This is a genomic window from Candidatus Omnitrophota bacterium (genome assembly GCA_028715415.1).
GTDB lineage: Bacteria > Omnitrophota > Gorgyraeia > Gygaellales > Profunditerraquicolaceae > JAQURX01.
Genome location: JAQURX010000010.1, coordinates 1 through 13,442, shown reverse-complemented (window position 1 = coordinate 13,442; position 13,442 = coordinate 1). Strand labels below are relative to the sequence as shown.

Genomic DNA, 13,442 nt, shown 5'->3' with positions numbered 1-13,442 from the left:
GGACCCACTGGCTTACAATATAGTTTATACCGCCTCGTAAGAAGTGCAAAAATTCTGTTCCATAATTTTTGCACACTCGGCGGTATTAATTCGGCCAGACAACTTATGTTCACTTCGCTTCGCTCGTTCCATAAGTTGTGGCCTCATTAAGATTAGATATTGAGTTGATTTTACATGTATGATACAATTAACCAACTATGATTAAGAAATCAATCTTTATGCTCCTATTGTTTATTATCTTAGGCCTAGATCAATGCTATCCTGAATTGATCCCTCAGCCGCAGAATCAGGTGCTCCATGAATTAGGCCCATTTGATAAGACGGATCGTGTCCTTATTTTAGCGCCTCATCCTGATGATGAAACTATCGGTTGCGGCGGAGTAATCCAGCAGGCTAAAGCGCAGGGTGCTCAGGTTAAAATCGCTTATTTGACTAACGGCGATCATAATGAAGCCGCCTTTATTATTTATGAAAAAAGGTTAGTCTTCCGTAGAAAGGCATTCATCTATATGGGAGAGGTGCGTAGGCAGGAAGCAATAAAGGCGATGAATATATTAGGGGTAGAAAAGGAAGACCTTTATTTCCTCGGCTATCCTGATTTTGGGACATTCGCGATTTTAAATCAATATTGGGATCCACAGAAGCCTTTCTGGTGCGTCCTGTGCCGTATCTCAGAAGTGCCTTACAAAGATAGCGTTTCTTATAAGGCTCCTTATGTAGGGCAGAATATTTTAAGTGATTTAAGAAGGATAATCGTTGATTATAAACCAACTAAGATTTTTGTCTCGCATCCGGCTGATGTGAATGTAGATCACAAATCCCTTTATTTGTATCTACAGATAGTTCTTCGAGGCTTGGGTAAAGAGGGTTTTGATCCGGAAGTTTATCCTTATCTTGTACATTGTTCTGGGTGGCCTCTTCCGCGCCATTTACATCCAGATTTAGATTTAGAGCCTCCGAAAAAGTTTATGGATGGCCAGATTCATTGGCTTAGGGATGATTTGACCCCCGGGCAAGTGAAGAAAAAAATTCAGGCAATGAAATGTTACAAAAGCCAGACAATGTCAAGCGCCTTCTATTTGTTTTCATTTGTCCGCAAGAACGAGTTGTTCGGCGACTATCCTGTAATACATTTTAAGAGAGACGTTGTATCAAAAATAAAAGAGCCGTTTTTTTCTGATTTTATTGAGATGTTCGCGGAATCTAATGAAATGGAAACCGCAAAAAAGGTTAATATCGGAGAGAGAGAAAAAGTAAGTTACGCAGTCAGCGAAGGGAATTTCCTGATCAGGGTTGAGAAATTAGGAAAAAATAACCGCTCGTTTAATTTATTGCTATATTTGTTTGGTTATAATTCAAAAACTCCTTTTGCAAAAATGCCAAAGATTGAAGCGCATATCAAAGGAGAAAAACTCATCATGCTTGATAAAAGAAGAAGGATAAATTCAAAAAGCGTATCATTGAAATTAAAGCCAAAAGAGCTGACTTTGAAGATTCCCCTTAAAATTTTAGGAGATCCCGATTTTCTTTTAAGCGCGATTAAGATTTACGGAGGAGACTTGCCGTTTGATTCAACTGGCTTTAGGAAAATTGAAATTGAGTAGGAGGAATTTATGGTAGAGATAAAGCTTGTTAAAATAAAGAAACCGGATGAGTTAAATTTTATCTTAGGGCAGAGCCATTTTATCAAAACCGTTGAAGATTTGTATGAGGTTTTAATGAATGTTCCGGGAATAAAGTTCGGGCTTGGTTTTGTTGAGTCAAGCGGTGATTGCAAGATAAGGTGTGAAGGAAACGACCCGGAGCTAAAAACGCTTGCCGAAGAGAATGCTCTTGAAATTGCTACCGGGCATGCGTTTATTATTTTTATTAAAAATGCCTACCCTATAAATGTATTAAATGCGATTAAGAATGTCCCTGAAGTTTGCTCAATTTATTGTGCTTCAGCTAATCCTGTTGAGGTGATTATAGCTGAAAGCCAGCAGGGCAGAGGGATTATAGGCGTAATTGATGGGTTTAAGCCCAAAGGCGTAGAGTCAAGTGACGACAGAAAATGCCGGCATGATTTGTTGCGCAGGATCGGATATAAGCTCTAAATAGTATTGAAATGCAAAGTTGATTTTGTTATAATTTCTCAGGAAATAACTTGAATGGATCTAAAAAAAATAAAAAAAAGCGTCCCTCGGTTTTTTGGCTGGTTTGGAATAATTTTTTGCTCTTTGGCAATTAAATTCATCCCAAAACGCTGTATCTACGGGTTTGCCAGTGGATTATCATCATTAGCCTATCGTTTTGCGAAAAAGCAAAAGAAGATTGCTTTAGAAAGCTTAAAGATCGCTTTTGGCGAGGATAAGCCTAACCAGGAATTAGAGAAGATCGCAGAAGATAGTTTTAACCTTATGGCTAAATCAGCTATTGAGCTTATGTTTATGATGGATAAGCCAGAACTATTAAGAAATAGCGTTGGGTTTGAGAATTTAAAGAATCTTGACCAGGCTCTTTCCCGCGGTAAGGGAGTAATCTTGGTGAGTGCTCATTTTGGGAATTTTCCTTTGCTTTTAGCCCGATTAAGCCAGGAAGGCTATGATGTTTCTGGGATCATGCGGCCAATGCGCGATGAACGCGTTGAAAAAATCTTTTTGGATAAGCGCAAAAAATACAACGTTAAAACAATTTATAGCCAGCCGCGCAATGTTTGTGTTGATTCAACAATCAGGGAATTGCGCAATAACGCGATTGTGTTTATTCCCATAGACCAGAATTTTGGCACTGCCGGGGTTTTTGTAGATTTCTTTGGGGTTAAAGCAGCAACAGCAACCGGCCCGGTTGTTTTCGCACAGCGCACCCAGGCGGTTTTATTGCCTTGCTTTATTGTGAGAAAAGACGATAATAAGCATAAGATTATCTTTGATGAGCCTATAGAGTTAGAAGAAGGGAAAGATTCCAAAGAAACAATTGCTATAAATATCCAAAGATTGACAAATGTGATTGAACTGTATATAAGAAAATACCCTGCTGAATGGGGTTGGATTCACCGTAGATGGAAAAGTAAACCAAGTTAAAGGAGGTGGTAATATGGCAGATGAAGTAAAACAGGAAGAGAAGAAATGTGAATGTAAAAATGCAATGGGTACAATGTCTAAGGTTATTTTAGGTTTAGTTTTCTTAGGGTTAGCTGCTTATTTACTTCTTGGTAGGCTTTGGTGGCAGCATTCATGGCTGGTTATTAAAGGTTGCACAGGGCCATTTTTGGTTCTCGCAGGTATAATCACTCTTGCAATAGCCAAAGAATGAAGTCCTTTGAAACTACAATTTAAAAAATAATACTTGACAAAAAAAGAGAAAATGTTATACTTATTTTGACAGTGATGTCAAATAGGCAGAGAAGCCCCAAAAAATAATTTGGGGCTTTTTCTTTTTTAAGGACAATGATGCCCTTTTCAGAGCAATGAGTGCTTTGGGAAGGGCTTTTTTAGTGTTAAAGACAGAGACGTCTTAAACCTTTTTAAGGTGGAAGCGTCTCTTTTTTATTGAGGCGCAGGAAGGGTGAATAGAACCATGAAGAAAATAAGAATTGCTTTAATATGTTTTATATTTTGTGTTTTAGGGGTTAACTTGTTGTATGCTACGCCTACAACTCTTATTTGGGCTCCATCTACGGATATTCAGCCTTATAAGAAGATTCATTTGGGTTATGATATTTATGTTCCTACCACTTCAAAGGGGACTAACGCGGATAACTATGATCAGCATAATTATTGCCTGCAAGATTGGGGCCCGGTCTTTAGTTTATTATCAGATAAGCCGGAAGATAACCTTTTGGGAAAGGTTTGGAAGCCATTAGGCAAGATTATGGCTGAAACAGGGTTTGATTATAAGAAGGGTTTAGGTTCTTTTTATGATTCAACTCCCTGGTATTTCCATTTTAAACTTGGTGTTCCGGAAGACGCCTATTTTAAGAATATGCCTGCAGTTGCTATTGGTTCCTATGATATGGGCACAAGAGCGAACCGGACCAACAATAATGTTTGGTATGGCAGGATTGCCAAAACTCTTAATATAGGTAAGGTGAACTTAGGCAGGGTCTCCGGAGGCTATTTTTCAGGTAATGGCAAGCTGCTTAGGGATAAGAATAGCTTACGCGATAATACCGGCCCAATGATTGGTTGGGAGCGCACCATGTCAGAGATTAGTGATAAATTGTGGCTATGTGTTGATTATCAGGGATCGCAATCTGCTTATGGCGCCTTAAACGCAGGGTTTGCCTGGAGTTTCACAAAAGATATTTCAGCGCTCGTTGCGTATGATATTTACAATAATAAAAACCTGACTGATACTATAACTTTTCAGTTAGATATAAATTTTTGAAGGGAGAAATTAAATGATAAATTCCGGAGATACAGCATGGGTTTTAATATCGTCAGCTTTAGTCTTACTTATGACCCCGGCTTTAGCGTTTTTCTATGGCGGGATGGTCAGGCGTAAAAATGTGCTTAGCGTTTTGATGCAATGTTTTATCGTTATGTGTGTATTGAGTATCCACTGGGTGTTAATTGGGTATAGCCTTTCTTTTGCTCCTGCGAAAGCTTTCTGGGGAGGATTTGCCTGGGCAGGTTTACGCGGGGTAGGCTTAGAGCCGTATGCAGATTACGCTGGGACAATTCCTCATCAGGCATTTATGATTTTCCAGTGTATGTTTGCAATTATAACTCCTGCTTTAATAATCGGTGCTTTTGCCGAGAGGATGAAATTTTCCGCATTTTTGGTTTTTACTCTTCTCTGGGCGACATTTGTTTATGCTCCGCTTTGCCATTGGGTCTGGGGAGTGGGAGGTTTCTTGCGTAATATAGGTGCGCTTGATTTTGCCGGAGGCACAGTTGTGCATATTAATGCCGGGATTGCAGCAATTATAACCGCAATTGTATTGGGCAAGAGGACTAATTTAGAAAAGAATATCCCAACTCCTCATAACATGCCTTTTGTAGTCTTGGGGACGGGTTTATTATGGTTTGGTTGGTTCGGATTTAATGCGGGCAGCTCGCTTGCGGCAAATGGTTTAGCAGTAAATGCATTTGTAGTTACGAATACTGCGGCTGCAGCTGCGGGTTTAAGCTGGGCGCTGATTGAATGGATGCATAATGGAAAGCCGACAATATTTGGTTTGTGTTCTGGAGCAGTTGCCGGGTTAGTTGCGATTACTCCGGCTGCGGGTTTTGTCAGTGTTATTCCTGCGATAATAATCGGGTTGTTAGTAAGTGTGTTTTGTTTTATTGCCGTTACTGTAGTAAAACCTAAATTTGGGTATGATGATTCATTGGATGCTTTTGGCGTGCATTGTGTAGGGGGTATTTGGGGCGCTTTAGCAACAGGTTTGTTTGCCTCAAAAGCAGTAAATGCAGCAGGAGCAAATGGATTATTCTTTGGGAACCCTAAGCAATTCTTTGTGCAATTAGCAGCAGTCGGGATTACGATAGTTTTTACAGGGGTCCTTACAGTAGTAATTTACAAAATAGTTGATTTATTTATCGGTGTCAGGGTTGATGAGAAATCGGAGTTAATGGGTTTGGACTTAACTCAGCACCGTGAGAGAGCTTATACGGTTTTAGAGTAGTTTTATTTAGAAATATCTGGAGGTTAATATGAAATTAATTATAGCGATTATTCAGCCGGACAAATTAGAAGAAGTAAAAGAAGAATTATATAATGCAGAGGTAAATCTTATTACGGTTAATGAAGTGTTGGGGCACGGCCGTCAAAAGGGAGTAACCGAGATTTACCGTGGAGCAAAGGAGACCGGGAATCTTTTGCGTAAAATTCGTCTTGAGATTGCCGTAAATGATAACTATGTAGAGCCGACGATCAAGGCAATTATCAAAGGAGCAAAGACCGGGGAAACAGGTGATGGTAAGATTTTTGTTTTGGATTTAAAAGAGTGCGTACGCATACGGACAGAAGAGCGCGGAAGTTTGGCAATTGGTTAACAACTTAATTTCTTTTGGAGGGAAAAATGAGTATAAGGCAGGAAGTTTTATTTAAAATTAAAAATATAGACTTAGATAAGAATAATCATTCTAAAAAAGTCTCCAGCTATTTTGGCGAGAATACGTTTAGTGTTGAGACGATGCGTAAGCATATCTCAAAGAATACTTTTGATGCATTCAAATCCTGGATGTCCGAGGGTGTTATTATTAGTTTGCAGCAGGCAAATGAGATTGCCGATGCGATGAAAGAATGGGCGATGTCTAAGGGCGCAACATATTACACCCATTGGTTCCAGCCGATGACCGGGTTAACAGCAGAAAAGCACGATAGTTTCATTTCTTTTGTAGATAATGGCAAGGTGATTGAGAAGTTTTCTGGGTCGAAGTTAATCCAAGGCGAGCCCGATGCTTCAAGTTTTCCTTCAGGTGGTATCCGTGCAACATTCGAAGCAAGAGGATACACTGCATGGGATCCTTCAAGCCCCGCATTTATCATTGAAAGCACATTAGGTAAAACACTTTGTATCCCTACGATTTTTATCTCATATCATGGTGCTGCTCTTGATAAGAAATTACCACTCATCCGTTCTGACGAAGCACTAAATAAGGCAGCAGTTGGTTTGTTAAAGCTTTTCGGCCATAAGGATATTAAAAAAGTATTTTCTACCTGTGGTCCGGAACAGGAATATTTTTTGATTGATAAACATTATTATAATTTACGTCAAGATTTGGTTATGGCAGGGCGTACTTTAGTCGGTGCCCCATCCCCCAAGGGCCAGCAATTAGAAGATCAGTATTTCGGCACAATCAAAGAACGCGTAGTTAATTTTATGTTTGAAGTTGCCGAAGAAGCCTACAAATTAGGTATCCCGGTAATGACAAGGCATAATGAAGTAGCCCCTCATCAGTATGAATTCGCTCCAATCTTTGAGGAATCTAATCTTGCTGCGGACCATAATCAGCTTCTTATGGAATTATTAAAGAAAGTAGCTCTGCGGCACAATCTAGTTTGCTTGCTTCATGAGAAACCATTTGCCGGAATCAATGGGAGCGGAAAGCATCTTAACTGGTCATTGGCTGATGATAAAGGGAATAACTTGCTTAATCCCGGGCAGACCCCTGAAGATAATTTACAATTCTTAGCTGTGTTAGCAGCGGTTTTGCGGGCAGTATACATTCACGGAGATTTATTGCGTTCTTCAGTTGCTTTAGCAGGAAACGAACATCGCTTGGGTGCCAATGAAGCGCCTCCGGCAATTATCAGTGTTTTCTTAGGAGAGCAGTTGACTAAAGTCTTGGAGATGCTTGAAAAGGGAGCAAAGACCAAAGTTTCAAAGCGCGATATTATTGATTTAGGTATTGCAAGGCTGCCTAAGTTCAACAAAGATTCAACTGATAGGAATCGCACCTCACCTTTTGCATTTACTGGGGCAAAGTTTGAATTTAGGGCAGTTGGTTCATCGCAGAATATTTCAACACCTATCGCAGTAATTAATACTATTATTGCTGAGAGCCTTGATTATGTGGCAAGTGAGATTAAAAAGGTCACCTCAACAGGAAAAGATTTTAATTCCTCGGTTTTAAAAGTAATTAGTGCGATTGTTAAAGAAACTAAAGATATCCGTTTTGAAGGGAATAACTATTCTCCGGAGTGGGTTAAAGAAGCTAAAAAGAGAGGGCTTCCTAATATCGCGGCAACCTACCAAGCATTAGAGGTTTTAACTCAAGGCAAGAATATAGCTCTTTTTGAAAAGTATAAAGTTTATTCAAAAGAAGAGCTTATTGCCCGCTACCATATTTGGGTGCATATGTATAACCTTACTTTGGAGATTGAGGCAAATACTTTAAATGAGATGGTTAATGCTTCAGTTGTCCCTGCAGGATATAAATATGAGTTACTTCTTGCTCGCACGCTTAAGGAACTTGTTAATCTAAAGAAGTCAGAAGGCCTTAAGGTTGATTTAGGCGCGCTTAATGACAAGAAATCCCATTATAGTGATGTTGTTGAGAAGATCTATTATGTCAGGCGCAATGCTGGTGAGATGGTGAAATTGCTTGAACAAGCCAAAGAGCTTAATAATGAAAGCCGGGCTAAGCTATACTTTGAGGAACTTAAGCCTTTAATGGAACATATCAGAAAACATGTGGATGCTCTGGAGGCTGTTGTTTCAGACGATGCTTGGGATTTACCTAAATACAGGGAGATGTTGTTTGTAGATTAACACAGGTAATATGGGCGGTTTAAACCGCCCATGCATTAAGGATAGCAGGTATTTTTTATAAACAAGAGTGACTAATCTTTGGGCGAAAAATGACAGACGTTAATGCACAAGAAATCGAAAGAGCACTTAAAGAATTAGACAGGATGTTCCTTAAGGAGCAGGAAGGAAAGATTTATCATATTATGCTAGATTCGCTAGAGAAGTCGTTAATTAAGAATACGTTAATTGTTACTTTTGGAAATCAGAAGAAGGCTGCTAGATTATTGGGCATAAACAGAAATACCCTGCGCGCAAAGATTAAGAAGCTGGGTATTTCTATAAGCGAGGTAAAGCTATGAAAGCTCAAGGTTTGTATGACCCTATCTTTGAACATGATTCTTGCGGAGTGGGGTTTGTTTGCAATATTAAAGGAGATAAATCCAACGCCATCATAAAACAGGGCGTTGAGGTTTTACACCGTTTATCGCATCGCGGGGCTGTTGGTTCTGACCCAAAGACCGGAGACGGGGCAGGGATTTTAATCCAGATTCCTCACGGCTTTTTTAAGAAAGTAGCGCAGGAGAATAATATTGATTTGCCGGATTTAGCTTCTTATGGCAGCGGGTTAATATTCCTGCCTCAGGATGATGAGGAACGTAAATTCTGTAAAGAAACATTTGAGAATGTTATTGAAGAACAGAATCAAATATTACTGGGTTGGCGTACTCTGCCGATAAACGATTCTGATATCGGAGAGGGGGCAAAAAGCACCCAGCCGGTTTTTGAACATATCTTTATCGGTAAGAATGAAAGCATAAAAGATGAATTAGATTTTGAAAGGAAGCTTTATGTTATCAGAAAACAGGTTGAGAGGATAATTTTTGAATCTGAATTAAAGCAAAAGAAATCTTTTTACATTACTAATATTTCCTGCCGTACGTTATCCTACAAAGGTTTGCTTATGCCCGGGCAGATTGATAATTTCTTTCTTGATCTTAAAGATGAATCTATGAAAAGTGCCATGTGCCTTGTGCATTCGCGTTATTCAACCAACACTTTTCCTACTTGGAATTTGGCACAGCCTTTTAGATTTTTAGCACACAACGGTGAGATTAATACTTTGCGTGGAAATGTAAATGGAGTCAGTGCCCGGGAACGCCTGCTTTCAAGTGAATTATTTGGGACCGATATAGAGAAGCTTAAGCCGGTTATAGTTGAAGGCGGAAGTGATTCTGCGGCAATTGACAATTTCTTTGAACTACTGGTTTTGTCGGGAAGGCCGCTCGAACATGTCATGATGATGCTTATTCCCGTAGCATGGGAACACGATTTGCATATGAGTAAGGAGCTGAGGGATTTTTATAAATATCATGCCTGTTTTATTGAGCCTTGGGATGGCCCGGCTGCGATTGCTTTTACTGACGGGAAAAATATCGGTGCAATCCTTGATAGAAACGGATTGCGTCCCGCCCGTTACATTGTTACAAATGATGATTTTGTGGTTATGGCTTCTGAAGTCGGGGTTTTAGATATTGACCCTGCCAACATTAAAGTTTCTGGAAGGTTAGAGCCGGGTAAAATATTTTTTATTGATACTAAGTCAGGAAGGATAGTTGAAGATTCTGAGATTAAAACAGCTGTTTCTATGCGTTCTCCTTATGGAAAATGGAATGAAGAGAGCATGGTTGATTTGGATAAGCTGATTAGCGGTGGGGCAAGCAATAAAAAACCACAAGACTTGCTCTCTCAGCTTAAAGCTTTTGGCTGTTCGCGGGAAGATTTAAAAATGGTTATAAAGCCTATGGCTTTTGAAGGAAAGGAGCCTGTGGGTTCCATGGGAAGTGATATCCCACATGCCTTTTTGTCAAAGAAACCGCAAGTCCTGTTTAGTTATTTCAAACAACTCTTTGCTCAGGTAACCAATCCTCCGATTGATTCAATTAGAGAGAAACTTGTAATGAGCTTGGAGAGTTTTATCGGCCCGGAGAAAAACATCCTTGATGAGACGCCTAAACATAGCCATAAGTTAAGAGTAAAGAATCCTATTTTAACCAATGAAGACCTTGAGAAAATCAGGGACATCAATATTAATAGTTTTAAAACAAAGACCATATATACTTTTTTTGATGCAGCAAGCGGGAAAGACGGTTTCTTGCGCGCCCTTGATAGGATTTGTTTTGAAGCGGAATATGCAATTGAACAAGGATATTCATTTATTATTTTAAGCGATAGGGGCGCGGATAAAGATAATATTGCTCTTCCTTCGCTTTTGGCAACGAGTGCGATTCACCAGTATCTTGTGAAGAAAACCATACGTTCACAGGTTGCTCTTGTGATTGAAAGCGGAGAGCCAAGAGAAGTGCATCATTTCGCCCTGCTTTTTGGTTATGGAGCGGATTGTGTTAATCCATACCTTGCCTATGAAGCGGTGGAATATCTGATTAAAGAAAAGGAGATTAATTTAGATATTAAGGAAGCTTTAAAAAATTATAACAAGTCAATAATAGACGGATTATTAAAGATTCTTTCAAAGATGGGGATTTCAACGCTTAGGAGTTATCGCGGAGCGCAGATATTTGAAGCACTTGGTCTGGATAGTGGGCTTATCAATAAATATTTTACCGGAACTGTTACACGAATTGGCGGAGTTAGCTTAGATGGAATAATTGATGAAACTATACAAAGGCATAAAGAAGCATATGCCGAAAGAAGTTTAGACGGTGCGTATTTAACCAGCGGCGGGGTTTACCAGTGGAAAAAAGACGGAGAATTCCATCTCTGGAATCCCGAAAGCATAGCTAGTTTGCAGGATGCGGCCAGTAATGCGGATTACGAAAAATATAAGGAGTTTGCCGGTTTAATCAATGACCAGTCGAAAAACCCGACTACATTAAGGAGCCTGCTTAAATTTAATAAATCAAAGGTTAATGCTATCTCTATTGATGAAGTTGAGCCGGCGGAAAATATCCTGAAGCGTTTTGTAACAGGAGCGATGAGTTTTGGCTCGATAAGTGGGGCGGCGCATGAAACAATAGCAATTGCCATGAACCGTATCGGAGGAAAATCCAACACCGGAGAAGGCGGAGAGGACCCCAATAGATTTATAACTTTGCCTAATGGAGATTCAAGAAGAAGTGCAATTAAGCAGGTTGCATCTGGCAGGTTTGGCGTAACCATAAATTATCTTGTTAATGCTGATGAAATTCAGATAAAAATTGCTCAGGGAGCTAAGCCTGGAGAAGGCGGCCAATTGCCGGGGCATAAAGTAAGCGAGATAATTGCCCGCACCAGATATACAACCCCCGGAGTTACTTTGATATCTCCGCCGCCCCATCATGATATATATTCTATTGAGGATTTAGCACAGTTAATCTTTGATTTAAAAAACGCAAATCCAAAAGCGCGTGTTAGCGTAAAACTTGTTTCTGAAGTTGGAGTTGGGACTGTTGCAGCAGGTGTTGCCAAAGGGCATGCGGATATGATCCTTATTTCCGGCGGAGACGGTGGTACGGGAGCATCCCCCAGAAGTTCTATAAGATATGCCGGCCTCCCATGGGAGTTGGGGCTTTCTGAAACACACCAGACCCTTTTGCTAAATAATCTGCGTTCAAGAGTCCGCCTGCAAACTGATGGGCAGATGCGCACAGGTCGTGATGTTGCGATTGCAGCGTTACTTGGAGCAGAAGAATATGGTTTTTGCTCGGCAGTACTTGTAGTTATCGGATGCGTAATGTTAAGGCATTGCCATCTTAATAATTGCTCTGTTGGCGTTGCTACACAGGACAGTATTTTACAAAAAAGGTTTAGGGGCAGGCCGGAATATATCGTGAATTATTTTCATTTTGTAGTCCAGGAATTACGCGAAATAATGTCTTGCCTTGGTTTAAGAACTATTGATGAGATGATCGGGAGGACCGATCTTCTGGAATTAAATCAGGAGATAATCCCTGAGAAAGCAAAGGGAGTGGATTATTCTAAAATACTATACAAGCCAGAGCTTCCGGAAAATGTTGGGAAATATTGTACAATAAAGCAAGATAGCGGGTTAGATTATGTCCTTGATAAAAAACTAATCAAGATGTGGGAGGAAAGCGTCCAGAAGAATGAACCAGTAAGAATTTCTACGGAGATTAACAATACCAACCGAGCTTGCGGAGCGATGTTAAGTGGAGAGATATGCAGGCGATGTGGGGACAATGTGCTTTTAGAAGATACGGTGATTTGTAAGTTTAAAGGTATTGCCGGGCAGAGTTTTGGAGCTTTCCTGGCCAAGGGCGTTACTTTTGAACTGGAAGGGTTAGCCAATGATTATGTTGGGAAAGGCATTTCAGGAGGGAAAATCATAATATATCCTGATAAAAAAGTAGATTACAAACTCGATGAAAATATCATTATAGGGAATACTTCGTTTTATGGGGCAATATCAGGCGAGGCTTATATAAGCGGGGTAGCTGGAGAAAGATTTTGTGTAAGGAATTCCGGGCTGTATGCAGTCGTGGAGGGGGTTGGTGACCATGGGTGCGAATATATGACAGGCGGAAGAGTGGTGGTTTTAGGCAGGACAGGGAGAAATTTTGCCGCAGGCATGTCGGGAGGAATTGCTTATGTGTATGATGAAGAGAATTCCCTTAAAGATAAATGTAATTTGGATATGGTGAGATTAGAAAGAATCAAGGGCGATGATAAAGATACGGTTTATCATTTGCTTAGTAATCACTATAAATACACGAATAGTATTAAAGCTAAAAAAATACTTGAGAATATCCAGGAGTATCTTAAAAAATTCGTCAGGGTTATACCGATAGAATATAAGCGTATCCTAGAAGGAATAAAATTAGAGGAAAAGCTTGATATAGCGGAGGCGCTAGATGGGTAAAGAAAGAGGTTTTTTACAACTAGGAAGGCAAACTGGTTCTTACAGGGCAGTCTGCGAACGCATTAAGGATTTTAGCGATGTTTATAAAATGCGTTCAGAGAATCAATCTCAGGAACAGGCGTCACGCTGCATGGATTGTTCAACTCCATTCTGCCATTGGGCTTGCCCTTTGGGTAATTATATTCCGGAATGGAATGATTATAGCTTTAATGGCAATTGGAAACAGGCATTTACCCTTTTGGATGCTACAAACAATCTTCCTGAAATAACAGGAAGGGTTTGCCCTGCGTTATGCGAATATGCCTGTGTTTTAGGGCTAAATGACGATCCTGTTACTATACGTGAAAACGAGCTTTCCATTATAGAAGCGGGTTTTAAAGCCGG

The 13,442-nt window shown here is 40.0% G+C and carries 11 protein-coding genes; all 11 read left to right on the top strand.

What is annotated here, in order from left to right; all coding sequences use genetic code 11:
* Nucleotides 1–197 precede the first annotated feature (197 nt).
* Nucleotides 198–1,604: a PIG-L family deacetylase gene (locus PHO70_05445; protein MDD5432414.1), complete on the top strand. Its 1,407-nt coding sequence runs from the start codon at nt 198–200 to the stop codon at nt 1,602–1,604.
* Nucleotides 1,605–1,613: 9 nt separating this feature from the next.
* Complete coding sequence (locus PHO70_05440) at nt 1,614–2,096, top strand: adenosine-specific kinase (protein ID MDD5432413.1); 483 nt, start codon at nt 1,614–1,616, stop codon at nt 2,094–2,096.
* A 54-nt stretch (nt 2,097–2,150) separates the two neighbouring features.
* Complete coding sequence (locus tag PHO70_05435) at nt 2,151–3,062, top strand: lysophospholipid acyltransferase family protein (GenBank protein MDD5432412.1); 912 nt, start codon at nt 2,151–2,153, stop codon at nt 3,060–3,062.
* 13 nt (nt 3,063–3,075) lie between these two features.
* On the top strand, nt 3,076–3,294 hold the full coding sequence (locus tag PHO70_05430; GenBank protein ID MDD5432411.1) for a hypothetical protein: 219 nt from the start codon (nt 3,076–3,078) through the stop codon (nt 3,292–3,294).
* Between the two features lie 264 nt (nt 3,295–3,558).
* Complete coding sequence (locus tag PHO70_05425; protein ID MDD5432410.1) at nt 3,559–4,368, top strand: hypothetical protein; 810 nt, start codon at nt 3,559–3,561, stop codon at nt 4,366–4,368.
* Between the two features lie 13 nt (nt 4,369–4,381).
* The gene (locus PHO70_05420) at nt 4,382–5,611 is read left to right on the top strand and encodes an ammonium transporter (protein MDD5432409.1); all 1,230 of its coding nucleotides are present in this window, start codon (nt 4,382–4,384) and stop codon (nt 5,609–5,611) included.
* A 28-nt stretch (nt 5,612–5,639) separates the two neighbouring features.
* A complete protein-coding gene (locus PHO70_05415; protein ID MDD5432408.1) occupies nt 5,640–5,981 on the top strand; it encodes a P-II family nitrogen regulator in 342 nt (113 codons plus the stop codon).
* A gap of 26 nt (nt 5,982–6,007) precedes the next feature.
* Nucleotides 6,008–8,203: a glutamine synthetase III gene (locus PHO70_05410; protein ID MDD5432407.1), complete on the top strand. Its 2,196-nt coding sequence runs from the start codon at nt 6,008–6,010 to the stop codon at nt 8,201–8,203.
* 89 nt (nt 8,204–8,292) lie between these two features.
* The gene (locus tag PHO70_05405; GenBank protein ID MDD5432406.1) at nt 8,293–8,541 is read left to right on the top strand and encodes a helix-turn-helix domain-containing protein; all 249 of its coding nucleotides are present in this window, start codon (nt 8,293–8,295) and stop codon (nt 8,539–8,541) included.
* Nucleotides 8,538–13,058, top strand: coding sequence for a glutamate synthase large subunit (gene gltB, locus PHO70_05400; GenBank protein MDD5432405.1), 4,521 nt, complete (start codon nt 8,538–8,540; stop codon nt 13,056–13,058). The genes PHO70_05405 and gltB overlap by 4 nt, the downstream gene beginning before the upstream one ends.
* Nucleotides 13,051–13,442, top strand: a 392-nt coding sequence (locus tag PHO70_05395; GenBank protein MDD5432404.1) for a glutamate synthase, incomplete at its 3' end; no start/stop codon positions are given. The genes gltB and PHO70_05395, both read left to right, overlap by 8 nt.

Coding starts and splice junctions, on each gene's coding strand:
- PHO70_05445 (MDD5432414.1), top strand. CDS start 198: ATGATTAAGAAATCAATCTTTATGCTCCTATTGTTTATTATCTTAGGC.
- PHO70_05440 (MDD5432413.1), top strand. CDS start 1,614: ATGGTAGAGATAAAGCTTGTTAAAATAAAGAAACCGGATGAGTTAAAT.
- PHO70_05435 (MDD5432412.1), top strand. CDS start 2,151: ATGGATCTAAAAAAAATAAAAAAAAGCGTCCCTCGGTTTTTTGGCTGG.
- PHO70_05430 (MDD5432411.1), top strand. CDS start 3,076: ATGGCAGATGAAGTAAAACAGGAAGAGAAGAAATGTGAATGTAAAAAT.
- PHO70_05425 (MDD5432410.1), top strand. CDS start 3,559: ATGAAGAAAATAAGAATTGCTTTAATATGTTTTATATTTTGTGTTTTA.
- PHO70_05420 (MDD5432409.1), top strand. CDS start 4,382: ATGATAAATTCCGGAGATACAGCATGGGTTTTAATATCGTCAGCTTTA.
- PHO70_05415 (MDD5432408.1), top strand. CDS start 5,640: ATGAAATTAATTATAGCGATTATTCAGCCGGACAAATTAGAAGAAGTA.
- PHO70_05410 (MDD5432407.1), top strand. CDS start 6,008: ATGAGTATAAGGCAGGAAGTTTTATTTAAAATTAAAAATATAGACTTA.
- PHO70_05405 (MDD5432406.1), top strand. CDS start 8,293: ATGACAGACGTTAATGCACAAGAAATCGAAAGAGCACTTAAAGAATTA.
- gltB (MDD5432405.1), top strand. CDS start 8,538: ATGAAAGCTCAAGGTTTGTATGACCCTATCTTTGAACATGATTCTTGC.